The 12,323-nt window shown below is 43.5% G+C and carries 11 protein-coding genes; 3 read left to right on the top strand and 8 right to left on the bottom strand.

Annotation, left to right across the window (positions count from 1 at the left end):
* Positions 1 to 4 precede the first annotated feature (4 nt).
* The 4 genes from RJD38_RS18335 to RJD38_RS18320 form a co-directional block, all read right to left on the bottom strand.
* Entirely contained in the window at positions 5 to 259 is a 255-nt protein-coding gene (locus RJD38_RS18335; protein WP_005594451.1) for a hypothetical protein, read from the bottom strand.
* Positions 259 to 1,584 carry an HlyD family type I secretion periplasmic adaptor subunit gene (locus RJD38_RS18330; protein WP_065546032.1) on the bottom strand — a complete coding sequence of 442 codons (1,326 nt, stop codon included), beginning with the start codon at positions 1,582 to 1,584 and terminating at the stop codon, positions 259 to 261. The genes RJD38_RS18335 and RJD38_RS18330 overlap by 1 nt, the downstream gene beginning before the upstream one ends.
* A gap of 9 nt (positions 1,585 to 1,593) precedes the next feature.
* Positions 1,594 to 3,303 carry a type I secretion system permease/ATPase gene (locus RJD38_RS18325; protein WP_065546031.1) on the bottom strand — a complete coding sequence of 570 codons (1,710 nt, stop codon included), beginning with the start codon at positions 3,301 to 3,303 and terminating at the stop codon, positions 1,594 to 1,596.
* A gap of 75 nt (positions 3,304 to 3,378) precedes the next feature.
* Entirely contained in the window at positions 3,379 to 4,011 is a 633-nt protein-coding gene (locus RJD38_RS18320) for a hypothetical protein (protein WP_065546030.1), read from the bottom strand.
* Positions 4,012 to 4,348: 337 nt separating this feature from the next.
* Between RJD38_RS18320 and RJD38_RS18315 the strand changes: the two genes are divergently transcribed.
* Entirely contained in the window at positions 4,349 to 5,290 is a 942-nt protein-coding gene (locus RJD38_RS18315) for a DUF3131 domain-containing protein (protein ID WP_367971457.1), read from the top strand.
* Here the strand turns inward: RJD38_RS18315 and RJD38_RS18310 are convergent.
* The gene (locus tag RJD38_RS18310; RefSeq protein WP_032073033.1) at positions 5,259 to 6,467 is read right to left on the bottom strand and encodes an IS4 family transposase; all 1,209 of its coding nucleotides are present in this window, start codon (positions 6,465 to 6,467) and stop codon (positions 5,259 to 5,261) included. The genes RJD38_RS18315 and RJD38_RS18310 overlap by 32 nt on opposite strands.
* 325 nt (positions 6,468 to 6,792) lie before the next feature.
* Positions 6,793 to 8,001: an IS4 family transposase gene (locus RJD38_RS18305; RefSeq protein ID WP_032073033.1), complete on the bottom strand. Its 1,209-nt coding sequence runs from the start codon at positions 7,999 to 8,001 to the stop codon at positions 6,793 to 6,795.
* 142 nt (positions 8,002 to 8,143) lie between these two features.
* On the opposite strand from RJD38_RS18305, the gene RJD38_RS18300 reads away from it, so the two are divergent.
* Together RJD38_RS18300 and RJD38_RS18295 are read left to right on the top strand one after the other, a co-directional pair.
* Positions 8,144 to 8,512 (top strand): DUF3131 domain-containing protein, encoded by a 369-nt coding sequence (locus RJD38_RS18300; protein ID WP_367971456.1) that lies wholly within the window; start codon positions 8,144 to 8,146, stop codon positions 8,510 to 8,512.
* Between the two features lie 50 nt (positions 8,513 to 8,562).
* A complete protein-coding gene (locus tag RJD38_RS18295; RefSeq protein ID WP_065546028.1) occupies positions 8,563 to 8,778 on the top strand; it encodes a hypothetical protein in 216 nt (71 codons plus the stop codon).
* 623 nt (positions 8,779 to 9,401) lie between these two features.
* Here the strand turns inward: RJD38_RS18295 and RJD38_RS18290 are convergent.
* Both RJD38_RS18290 and RJD38_RS18285 read right to left on the bottom strand, forming a co-directional pair.
* Complete coding sequence (locus RJD38_RS18290; protein ID WP_367971455.1) at positions 9,402 to 11,024, bottom strand: BCCT family transporter; 1,623 nt, start codon at positions 11,022 to 11,024, stop codon at positions 9,402 to 9,404.
* On the bottom strand, positions 11,021 to 12,229 hold the full coding sequence (locus RJD38_RS18285; protein WP_032073033.1) for an IS4 family transposase: 1,209 nt from the start codon (positions 12,227 to 12,229) through the stop codon (positions 11,021 to 11,023). The genes RJD38_RS18290 and RJD38_RS18285 overlap by 4 nt, the downstream gene beginning before the upstream one ends.
* Positions 12,230 to 12,323 lie beyond the last annotated feature (94 nt).

Below are 12,323 nucleotides of genomic sequence, written 5' to 3'. Positions count from 1 at the left end.
AAACTCAAACCAATTGTTTGTAGCACTTTTGCTCACAACGCGGGCAATGATAAGCATGGCGATCCACTTTTGCAGAACAATGCGGACAGTGGCCATGACGTCGATCTTGGCTCAACAAGATCAATACTAAACCAATCGGGCCCAAAACGTAGCCAAGTAAGATCCCCGCCACGATATTATTCTTGTGGTAACCCACCAATGCCGTTGCCAGCATAAAGAAGCCATAAAAACACAGCCAAAACACCATTTCTTGCGTCATTATACTTCCCTCATCGCTTTATTAAGGCCACTTAGAATCGGGCTAACCAAGTAATCCCAAAGCGTCCGTTCTTCACCAAGAATCAGAACTTCCGCTAACATGCCCGGATAAAGTGCTACGCCATGATTCTCAATCAAATCAGCAATTGAAGAGTGATCGAAACGAATAGTCACTAGATACCCTTGCGCGGTATCTTTATTCTCACCACCCTGTAATACTCGATCAGCAGAAACGTGCAACACTTCGCCTACCACTGGCGGTGTGTTTCTCGCACTGTAAGCCGTTAAACGCACCCGTGCATCTAACCCTGGCCTCACCACATCAATATCCTTAGGTGATACGATCGCTTCAACAATCAATTCATCACTTTCTGGCACGATCTCCATCAATACTTGCCCCGGCTTAATAACACCGCCGATGTTGGCGATATTCATCCCCACGACTTTGCCATCAAATTCACTGCGAATTAAAATACGCTCGCGGATATCCAATGCGGTTTTAATCAGTTGTTGTACATCCCTTAACTCATCATTGACCCCTTTAAGTTGAAAAGAGTGCTCACGCTTTAGCTCCAAAAGTTGATTTTGGTGAGTTTGATGCAGCGATTCAAGCTCTCGCTCAGCCATATCAATCGTCAGACTGATCTCGGCCAATTCAGCATCAATCCGCGCTTGATGACGTAGCAATTCCAACATACGCGTTTTAGACACGTAACCTTTGTCAACTAAGCCCTTCGTCATTGTGACTTCTTGTTTAACTAAATCGCCTTGAGTGGCAATGGCGCGTTTTTGAAACTGATTACCTTCGATTTTTTCGTTATATAAAGCAATTCTCTGCTGATATTGACCTGCCAGTAATTGCACCCGCAACAATGCTTGTTCAAACTGAACATTTTCACTGCGTAACAGAGCCGCAATCACCACCTCATCTTTCTCAACAGTGAGCGCTTCAGGCCATACAATCTCAGCATCACCATTGGTTAACGTATTGAGCCTTGCTTGTTGTGCAAGCAAAGAGTAACTGCGATACAGATAGCGGCGATAGTCGGCTTCCGCTTTCGTATCTGAAAGCTCAATCAGAGCTTGACCAACCGCGACCGTTTGCCCTTCTCGAACGAAGACTTGTTTTACCCAGCCACCTTGCAAATGTTGGATTTGCTTACGTTTACTCTCCACCACAAGACTGCCAGGTGCAACAGAGGCCGAACTGAGCGGCATACTCATCGCCCAAACTATAAAACCCCCAACGGTAACGACTAAAACGGTCAAACCAATCACAATCAATTTGCGGGTACTGAACATCTCTTTCTGTACGACATCATCCATAACGCCACCTTAAGCTGTCTTGCTTGTTTTACTTTCTGTCAACTCCGGCTCAACATGTAGCCCCAAGAATTGCTCGCAGGTACCCGCTTTTTCTACCTTGCCATCTTTGAGTTTTATCACCCAGTCCATTTGACGTAAAAAGCCCGGGCGGTGACTAATCATCACGACTGTGATCTGGTGCTCTTTACAATGTTGCAGCACAATCGCTAAGGCCGTTTCACCTTCTGGATCCAAATTTGAATTAGGCTCATCGAGCACCAATACTCTTGGGTTGGAATAAATGGCTCTTGCTAGACCAATCCTTTGCTTTTGCCCGCCGGAAAGTAAAACACCGCCCTCTCCAATATAGGTTTCGTAACCGTCAGGCAATGACATGATGATTTCATGAATACACGCCAACTTGGCCGCTCGTATTACGGCCTCATCGTCTCCTTCAGTAAAATGGCAAATATTTTGTTTTACCGTCCCTGCCAGTAGACCGACATGTTGAGGTAGATAACCAATGTATTGGCCAAACTGATTAAGATCCCACTTTTCAATGCTGGCACCATCAATCATGATCTCGCCCATACTCGGTTGTTGAATGCCCATTAACAAACTGGCTAAGGTTGATTTTCCAGATCCGGAATTACCCATCACCGCAAGTGCATTTCCCGCCCCTAGCTTAAAACTGATATTTTGAATCGTCGCCTTACGCGCATGAGCAAATTTAAGACTGACATTACTAAACTGAATATCGCCTTTGGGTTCTGGTAACAGCGTCTTCTTGGAGTGTGTGTTTTCCAACACACTATGATTTAGGCTTTGCCACGCTTTGAACGCGCTATACCATGTTTTCCATCCGCTCACCGCGCTTTCAAATGGGCTTAAAACACGTCCAATCAATATCGAACTGGCTATCACCGCGCCAATGCCTATTTGCTGTTGCAGTGCTAAGTAGACTCCACAGGTCAGCACTGCGACTTGCAATAAGGTTCTAAAATAACGGCTGATAGCTAGCAATAGCCCCACACGAGAATTCACCAACCACTGTAAATGCAACACGCTAGCATTGGTTTCTCGCCATGAGTTACCGACATTCTCACTCATCCCCATCGCTTTTAATGTGGGCGCATTTCTTAAATAATCATTGAGTTCCATGCTTACCTGAGCGGTGGTCTTCTGCGCTTGAGCGGTTAACTTTCTACCGCCCAACATCATCACAGCCGCTAAACCTGCAAATATCACCACACCAATCAGAGCAACAAAACCGATATAAGGATGGAACGCAAACAACAGTAATAAAAACAGTGGCGTGAAAGGCAAATCAAGAATGGATGACGTTGAAGGTGACACCAAAAAATTACGTAATGTTGTGAGGTTTTGTAAGGCGTTTTTTTCAATACGATTGGTTTTTGAGGATTCAGCGATGCTTTTTGCTAATAGTTCTCCACTCAGTTTTGCATCCAACTTTAGTGCTGAGCGTTGCATTAACAAGGTGCGAATATACTCAAGTAGCGCCTGAGCGGTGACTAAAAAGAGTGTAATAACCAGCAAAGCAAACATAGTTTCAACACTGGCACTGCCCATCACCCGGTCAAAGAGCTGTAGGCTATAAACTGGCACGGCCAGCACGAGCAAATTAACCCCTAAACTGAATGAGATCGCTGCCCAAATTTCCTTGCGGACAGCATCGAACGGATTGTTCGACAGCGAAGCCTTTGCCGAATCTATACTCATAGCTTAATGAACCCTAACTGACGTTGTTGCATATAGTTATCTGTTGAGTATAGACGCTGTTTTGTCAGTCGATGGCTAAGCTAGTTGATATTTCTGACTAATTTCATAACCCGTCGCCATATGCCGATGGCTCTCTTTGATCACCCAATTGATTGGATTACGAACCCATGGCTGTGGATCGTTAGCAGGGAAACCATTGACCACTTTCAATGCAACCACTTCAAGTCCCAGTGACTGACAAGTTTCGATACAACGCTTGGCATGCCATGCTTGAGCCAATACCAATACTTTTTTGCCCACTTGTCGTTGTTGCGCTTGCTTCGCCACATCAAACGTTGTTTGATACTGATTATTAGCAATGATTATCCGCGGTGTTGACGCATGAAGAGCGATCTCTTGTTGCAAATAGAGCGTTAATGACGGCGCAATTTGATGCACCTTATTAGCGATATTGGCTAGCTCAAGGTTGATGCAGTCGCTATCACCAAATGAAAAGCCAATCGCAAAATCTGCCTGTTCTATTTGACCATAATCTTGTAAAAATAGGGGTTGGTTCGCTAGATAATCGTGAACACGTCTTTTGGCATCAGACCCTAGAGTGTAATCAGGATGAGTATAAAAAAATTGTGGTTTAGAAAAGGGGTCACAAGCGCCGACTTGGCACTCACTAAAGCCTAGCGTTTGAACAAATTGACAAAAATGTTTCATAACAGTATTTCCTAACTAAACTCAAATCCATTTAGCCAGCACTGTCCGTTGTCATAAAAATTAGTGTGATAAAAGTAATAGAATGTCGGATAACTTCAGCGTATCGCGATCATCTATAGTGTAACAACCCTCATCAGTGAAACTCAAGCATTGTGGTTGATTTTTAACCTCTCTCTTTTCTCCATTGATGACGACACAACTATACATTGCTCTTAACACGCAGCATCAAGCTGCAACATCGAGCTATAGCAGCTTTTTTATCAACCTAACTAGCGTATAGCAAATCTTGTATTATCATTATCTTAGATAAACATTTGCGAATGGAATTGCATAACACGTGAAATCTCGCTGCTGGTTAGTTATTGTCGGTGTTATTACTGCCCTACCGATATACGGTAATAGTGATGATCTTGTCGATGGTAGCTCAATAAAAAATGATGCATTAGCCGAAGAACAAGTGAGTTTCTATGGTCAGCGCAGTATATCTCAACAAACCCAATCAGCAGCTCCAGCAACAACATTTCACCGCCGAGTCATCGCACCGCCGATTCTCGAATCTTCAATTCTTACTGAGCCTGAACCCTCTGATTTTTCAAATGGGTTAAATGCAATTACGCTGACAACCGCGGACATTCACCCTACGTACCAGCATGGAAAACCTCTCTATCAACTCAATCGCAATGAGCGTCTATTAGCAAAAAAAGCCCAATACTATTTTGACCGAAATCGACGTGAAACCACCGGGCTATGGGATTCTGTTCAGGGTTATGCCCATTCAACGATGTGGGATGTTGCCAGTGGCATTGCTGGCACGCTCGCTCTAGAAGCACTTAATTTAAAATCGAAGGAACAAACGCACCGAGAATTGGCACAGACACTCTCTACACTGCGTGAAATGCCGCTGTACAAAGACTGGTTGCCAAATCGTGAATACAGTACAAAAACAGGTATGCCGTCTGGGAGGCTGAGTTCAGAGCCGACTAATGGCAACGGCTGGTCAGCACTGGATATCGGACGACTATTGATTTGGCTGAAAATACTCTGCCAACAGCACCCTGAACTGGAAGATGAAATTCTTGATCTTCTCAGCTACTGGGAGCTAAATAAAGCAATCAGTAACGGCACTCTTTACGGTGAAAAGCGTTATAAAGGTACCGAATATTATCGCCAAGAAGGTCGGCATGGTTATCTACAATATGCCGCAACAGGCTTTGAGTTGTTTGGGTATAAAGTGCTGAGGGATCCCCTCATAATTTCCCCAAAGCACAACCATGTTTGAATAGATTTTGAGCAAGCAGGGTTGCAGCCGCGAGCAAGTCTTCCCTCGTTATTGTGTAGCCAGAATGCCGCAAAACTTCCATCCCTAAGCGCACTGTTGAGAGTACATTTCGATTTTTGACAGTGTTAGCTTGGAAGTGCTTATCCCAACCTTGTTTCTGACCATGAACTCCAGCAAGCCAAAATGTCAGTTGAAGCATTAGGGCGATTAGCAGCATGATATCAAAGCGCTCTGAGCTGCTAGTTCGGCTATGACGGAGGCCTAAACCGTAGGCTGGGCTTTTCAAGTCTCGGAAGGTTTCTTCAATTTGCATACGCTTCGAGTAGAGCCTAACAAGTTGCTTTGGTGTTCGGATTTCAACGGGCAAGTTAGTCGCTAAAACCCATGGTTCTTTTGTCGAAGCGGAGTAGATTTTAGGTGACGGATGATGACAATTAGTCCGTGTCGAACGCTGATTTTTTCGGCCTTTAGGACGTGATTTATACAGTGCAATTTGACATGAAATTGGGTTGCTCTTAGTCAACCTCTTATAGCCTAAAGTCTTTGAGCGACTTGAGGATATGCTATGTAAGTTGCTGATAGGTTGCCAGTTTTCCGCACCTAAATCTGCATATTGCACTTTCCCTCTGACTCGACTTAACCAGTACCAACCTAGCTTTTCAACGGATTTATACCATGGCACTTTAAAGCCAGCATCACTGACAATGAGCGGTGTAGTGTTACTCGGTAGAATGCTTGCAAGGTCGGCTAGAAATTGGTCATGAGCCTTCTTTGAACATTGCTCTGAAAGCGGAAAGGCTTTCTCATAAAGAGTAATAGAACGACCATGTAGTGCCACCGAAGCCCGCAATACCATAAGCCGTTTTTGCTCACGAATATCAGACCAGTCAACAAGAACAATGGGCATCGAATTACCTGAACAGATAAAGCTGGCATGCCAACGGTATACAGCGAGTCGCTCTTTGTGCAAGTGACGATTACCTAACAATCTGTCGATTCGTTTGATGTTATGTTTTGTTCTGGCTTTCGTTGGCAGGTTACGACCAAGTTCGGTAAGAGTGAGCGTTTTACATTCAAGTAATGCGTGGCAAGCCAGCGTTAAACTGTTGAGTCGTTTTAAGTGCAATTCAGGGCAGAATTGGTAAAGAGAGTCGTGTAAAATATCGAGTTCGCACATCTTGTTGTCTGGTTATTGATTTTTCTCAGAACCATTTGATCACATGACAAGATGTGCATCTACCTTAAATTTATGATTTTTATCAAAATCATTAGGGGATTCCTCAGTATAAAGTGCCACTTCCCAATATTGACGACTATATTTCAACCGTCGACATATCAGGTAATACGTTACAAATTGATAGTCGTAACGTGCCCTTTATGACCAGTGATCCTTATGTATTGGCCAGTTTAGAGTTTGGCCAATATAGTGATTGGAACCAACTTGAGACTATATACTCTCTGCATAAAGTGCATTCAAAACAGCAAAATACTGAGGGATCCCCTCATAATTTCCCCAAAGCACAACCATGTTTGAATAGATTTTGAGCAAGCAGGGTTGCAGCCGCGAGCAAGTCTTCCCTCGTTATTGTGTAGCCAGAATGCCGCAAAACTTCCATCCCTAAGCGCACTGTTGAGAGTACATTTCGATTTTTGACAGTGTTAGCTTGGAAGTGCTTATCCCAACCTTGTTTCTGACCATGAACTCCAGCAAGCCAAAATGTCAGTTGAAGCATTAGGGCGATTAGCAGCATGATATCAAAGCGCTCTGAGCTGCTAGTTCGGCTATGACGGAGGCCTAAACCGTAGGCTGGGCTTTTCAAGTCTCGGAAGGTTTCTTCAATTTGCATACGCTTCGAGTAGAGCCTAACAAGTTGCTTTGGTGTTCGGATTTCAACGGGCAAGTTAGTCGCTAAAACCCATGGTTCTTTTGTCGAAGCGGAGTAGATTTTAGGTGACGGATGATGACAATTAGTCCGTGTCGAACGCTGATTTTTTCGGCCTTTAGGACGTGATTTATACAGTGCAATTTGACATGAAATTGGGTTGCTCTTAGTCAACCTCTTATAGCCTAAAGTCTTTGAGCGACTTGAGGATATGCTATGTAAGTTGCTGATAGGTTGCCAGTTTTCCGCACCTAAATCTGCATATTGCACTTTCCCTCTGACTCGACTTAACCAGTACCAACCTAGCTTTTCAACGGATTTATACCATGGCACTTTAAAGCCAGCATCACTGACAATGAGCGGTGTAGTGTTACTCGGTAGAATGCTTGCAAGGTCGGCTAGAAATTGGTCATGAGCCTTCTTTGAACATTGCTCTGAAAGCGGAAAGGCTTTCTCATAAAGAGTAATAGAACGACCATGTAGTGCCACCGAAGCCCGCAATACCATAAGCCGTTTTTGCTCACGAATATCAGACCAGTCAACAAGAACAATGGGCATCGAATTACCTGAACAGATAAAGCTGGCATGCCAACGGTATACAGCGAGTCGCTCTTTGTGCAAGTGACGATTACCTAACAATCTGTCGATTCGTTTGATGTTATGTTTTGTTCTGGCTTTCGTTGGCAGGTTACGACCAAGTTCGGTAAGAGTGAGCGTTTTACATTCAAGTAATGCGTGGCAAGCCAGCGTTAAACTGTTGAGTCGTTTTAAGTGCAATTCAGGGCAGAATTGGTAAAGAGAGTCGTGTAAAATATCGAGTTCGCACATCTTGTTGTCTGGTTATTGATTTTTCTCAGAACCATTTGATCACATGACAAGATGTGCATCTACCTTAAATTTATGATTTTTATCAAAATCATTAGGGGATTCCTCAGAGCAAAATAAGCTCTTTAGCTACGCAGAAGATGCAATGAATAAAAACCCATGGTTTGCTTATAACAACCTTTATTATTATGGCAAATCGTGGACGAGCGTCAGCCCCGGCGGAAAAGTGATTGAGAACCCACAAATATTAAGTCATAAAGTCGCCTTTGGGTTTAGCGTGCTATTCGATGACGAATTTGCTCAACAGCTGTTCGATGCGGTACTCAACAATAGCCTCCAAGCGCGTAGTATTCCTACCGGCGAATATGAGAATGGTGGCGTAAATACCGCCTTTAATATCAATACCAATTCATTAATCCTCGTCGCGCTGTGGTATAAACAAAGCGGACAAAGCCCCCTGCTTCTCCCCTCAAATATCACTGGCCATAATCTTAGCTTAGAAAAATTGAACTAGGCTTTCATTATTCTCAAGAGAATTAATGAACGTTCAGACAGATAAACGTCATGGCTGCTATAAAACACTCTATCCGCTTACAAAGCTTGCTAGCGAGCGTTGTGATACCCACTCTAGTCAGTGCGTTTGCGTTGCTTAACCGCTATTACAAAGGGCTTGAGGGTAATTTAAAAACGATTCAGTTATCCATTTCTCACTCGGCAAGCTTGATGCTTAATATTCGTCGACAAGAAAAACCCTACGGAATGATCAAAAAATACACCTAAACATTTTCGTCAAATCGCCATAATACTAATGAGAATATTGTGATTAGAGTCAAAAGTCTAAAATAGTGTTTGCAGTGAACTATTTTTTGGCGGGCTAATACTTTCCGTCAAAATACCATCACTATTGAGGCTGTAAATAATACTAACAAAATTATCTGTTACATCTATATGTGAATTAGTCCACCCTTATATTTTTTTCATCAGTAAATTAAAACCAAATACGTTTTGGCAATTTACTTCCGTTCAATTCGATAGTATTTTTTATGTACAAAAAAAAGAAACCTTCGTTTGCCCCTGGAATTCCAAGCTTTTTTGCTGACAGTTTGGAGAGAAAAGAGTCGCTATTGCGACTCTTTTTTTATGCTGAATCTCTACCGCTCCCGCTAATTTTGTTCTTATTACACTATTCTTATAAACGTATCACTATCTTATCCGCTGTTTAATCAGCAAGAATGATCAAAGACTTATAATGATTATTATTACTCGGTAGCAATGAACAACGATTGGGTTTGATTGAGGATTTAGTTGGATTGAGTTTGCTTTCGATTAAAACAAAAACGGCATACTTTCGTATGCCGTTTTGACTTAATCAATCATCGAGTTAAGCAGATTAGCGGTTGTTATTACGCGACTGCTTTTTTCTCTTTCTTCGATTTAGGACGAGGTTCATCCATCAAACCTTTAACCAAAGAAACCGAAGCAACAAGTAAAACAAGTGTAAATGGTAAACCGGTTGTTACCGCCATCGCTTGCGCTGCCGCTAGGCCACCGCCAAGTAATAGCGCGATCGCGACTAAGCCTTCAAACGTACACCAGAACACACGTTGAGGAGTTGGTGCATCGACTTTACCGCCCGCTGCGATGGTATCGATAACCAGTGAGCCAGAGTCAGCAGAAGTGATAAAGAACACAACAATCAGAACGATACCAACGATAGAGGTGATCTCTGCAAATGGCATCACATCAAGCATCGCAAACAGTTTAAGAGGCAGATCAGCATTAAATACCGCTTGGTAACCGTCATTAACGTACTGGCTAATTGCAGTGCCACCAAACGCTGTCATCCACAATACACACACGGTTGATGGGATCAGGATAACGCAGACGATAAACTCACGAACTGAACGACCACGAGAAACACGTGCGATAAACATACCAACGAATGGGGACCATGAAATCCACCACGCCCAGTAAAACGCAGTCCAACCTTGTGAATAATTCACATCTTCACGGCCAAACGGCATTGAAAGCGCAGTAATATTCGATAAGTAAGCGCCGATGTTGTCAAAGAAACCGGTAAAGATAGCCAATGTAGGACCAACAACAATCACGAACAGTAATAGAATCGCCGCCACACCCATGTTGATCTCAGAAAGACGCTTAACACCGCTATCAAGACCCGCAACAACTGATACGAGAGCCAAAGCTGTGATGATAACGATCAAGATAATTTGCGTCGTGTCGTTCATCGGGATACCGAACAAGTAGTTCAAACCAGTAGCCGCTTGCGATGCGCCATAACCCAATGACGTAGCAAGACCAAATACTGTCGCAACAACCGCCAGAATATCAATCACGTGACCTGTCCAACCCCAAATACGCTCACCAAATAGTGGGTAAAAGATTGAACGCATGGTCAATGGTAGACCTTTATTGAACGAGAAGATCGCTAGACCAAGCGCAAGCAACGCGTAGATTGACCATGGGTGCAATGCCCAGTGGTAAATCGTTGCAGCCATACCTAGAGCAGAAGCCGCTTCAGTATCACCAATTGCCGCCCCCAGAGGTGCCCAGTCAGTACGTACGCCATTTTCAACGGTAACACCATTCAGAGCAGCACTGAAGTGAGACATTGGCTCAGATACACCAAAGAACACCAAACCGATACCCATACCGGCAGCAAATAGCATGGCTAACCAACCAGTATAGCTATAATCCGGTGTTGCTTCTGTACCACCAATTCTTACTCGGCCAAGCGGAGTAAAGATTAAGATCAGACAGACGACAACAAAAAAGTTACCTGATGCAAGGAAGAACCAATCTAAGTTAGAGACCAGCCATCCGCGCAATCCAGCGAAAAAGGGTTCAACTTGCTGTCTGAAGGTAAGTGTTAAGATGACAAACAGGATGATAGACATACCTGAAATGGCAAAAACACGGTTGTGAATATCAAGGCCAAATGGGCCTACTTTTAAAGCAACGTTATCTTGACCAATTTGGTAATCAGTGCTGAGGGATCCCCTCATAATTTCCCCAAAGCACAACCATGTTTGAATAGATTTTGAGCAAGCAGGGTTGCAGCCGCGAGCAAGTCTTCCCTCGTTATTGTGTAGCCAGAATGCCGCAAAACTTCCATCCCTAAGCGCACTGTTGAGAGTACATTTCGATTTTTGACAGTGTTAGCTTGGAAGTGCTTATCCCAACCTTGTTTCTGACCATGAACTCCAGCAAGCCAAAATGTCAGTTGAAGCATTAGGGCGATTAGCAGCATGATATCAAAGCGCTCTGAGCTGCTAGTTCGGCTATGACGGAGGCCTAAACCGTAGGCTGGGCTTTTCAAGTCTCGGAAGGTTTCTTCAATTTGCATACGCTTCGAGTAGAGCCTAACAAGTTGCTTTGGTGTTCGGATTTCAACGGGCAAGTTAGTCGCTAAAACCCATGGTTCTTTTGTCGAAGCGGAGTAGATTTTAGGTGACGGATGATGACAATTAGTCCGTGTCGAACGCTGATTTTTTCGGCCTTTAGGACGTGATTTATACAGTGCAATTTGACATGAAATTGGGTTGCTCTTAGTCAACCTCTTATAGCCTAAAGTCTTTGAGCGACTTGAGGATATGCTATGTAAGTTGCTGATAGGTTGCCAGTTTTCCGCACCTAAATCTGCATATTGCACTTTCCCTCTGACTCGACTTAACCAGTACCAACCTAGCTTTTCAACGGATTTATACCATGGCACTTTAAAGCCAGCATCACTGACAATGAGCGGTGTAGTGTTACTCGGTAGAATGCTTGCAAGGTCGGCTAGAAATTGGTCATGAGCCTTCTTTGAACATTGCTCTGAAAGCGGAAAGGCTTTCTCATAAAGAGTAATAGAACGACCATGTAGTGCCACCGAAGCCCGCAATACCATAAGCCGTTTTTGCTCACGAATATCAGACCAGTCAACAAGAACAATGGGCATCGAATTACCTGAACAGATAAAGCTGGCATGCCAACGGTATACAGCGAGTCGCTCTTTGTGCAAGTGACGATTACCTAACAATCTGTCGATTCGTTTGATGTTATGTTTTGTTCTGGCTTTCGTTGGCAGGTTACGACCAAGTTCGGTAAGAGTGAGCGTTTTACATTCAAGTAATGCGTGGCAAGCCAGCGTTAAACTGTTGAGTCGTTTTAAGTGCAATTCAGGGCAGAATTGGTAAAGAGAGTCGTGTAAAATATCGAGTTCGCACATCTTGTTGTCTGGTTATTGATTTTTCTCAGAACCATTTGATCACATGACAAGATGTGCATCTACCTTAAATTTATGATTTTTATCAAAATCATTA

This window comes from Vibrio scophthalmi (genome assembly GCF_040869025.1).
In the GTDB taxonomy this organism is placed as follows: Bacteria; Pseudomonadota; Gammaproteobacteria; order Enterobacterales; family Vibrionaceae; genus Vibrio; species Vibrio scophthalmi.
This window is presented reverse-complemented; position numbering and strand designations above follow the sequence as displayed.

Excerpts from the sequence above, each read along its gene's own strand:
- RJD38_RS18295 (WP_065546028.1), top strand. The coding sequence starts at position 8,563 with ATGGCTGCTATAAAACACTCTATCCGCTTACAAAGCTTGCTAGCGAGC.
- RJD38_RS18325 (WP_065546031.1), bottom strand. The coding sequence starts at position 3,303 with ATGAGTATAGATTCGGCAAAGGCTTCGCTGTCGAACAATCCGTTCGAT.
- RJD38_RS18305 (WP_032073033.1), bottom strand. The coding sequence starts at position 8,001 with ATGTGCGAACTCGATATTTTACACGACTCTCTTTACCAATTCTGCCCT.
- RJD38_RS18330 (WP_065546032.1), bottom strand. The coding sequence starts at position 1,584 with ATGGATGATGTCGTACAGAAAGAGATGTTCAGTACCCGCAAATTGATT.
- RJD38_RS18310 (WP_032073033.1), bottom strand. The coding sequence starts at position 6,467 with ATGTGCGAACTCGATATTTTACACGACTCTCTTTACCAATTCTGCCCT.
- RJD38_RS18300 (WP_367971456.1), top strand. The coding sequence starts at position 8,144 with ATGAATAAAAACCCATGGTTTGCTTATAACAACCTTTATTATTATGGC.
- RJD38_RS18290 (WP_367971455.1), bottom strand. The coding sequence starts at position 11,024 with ATGAGGGGATCCCTCAGCACTGATTACCAAATTGGTCAAGATAACGTT.
- RJD38_RS18320 (WP_065546030.1), bottom strand. The coding sequence starts at position 4,011 with ATGAAACATTTTTGTCAATTTGTTCAAACGCTAGGCTTTAGTGAGTGC.
- RJD38_RS18335 (WP_005594451.1), bottom strand. The coding sequence starts at position 259 with ATGACGCAAGAAATGGTGTTTTGGCTGTGTTTTTATGGCTTCTTTATG.
- RJD38_RS18285 (WP_032073033.1), bottom strand. The coding sequence starts at position 12,229 with ATGTGCGAACTCGATATTTTACACGACTCTCTTTACCAATTCTGCCCT.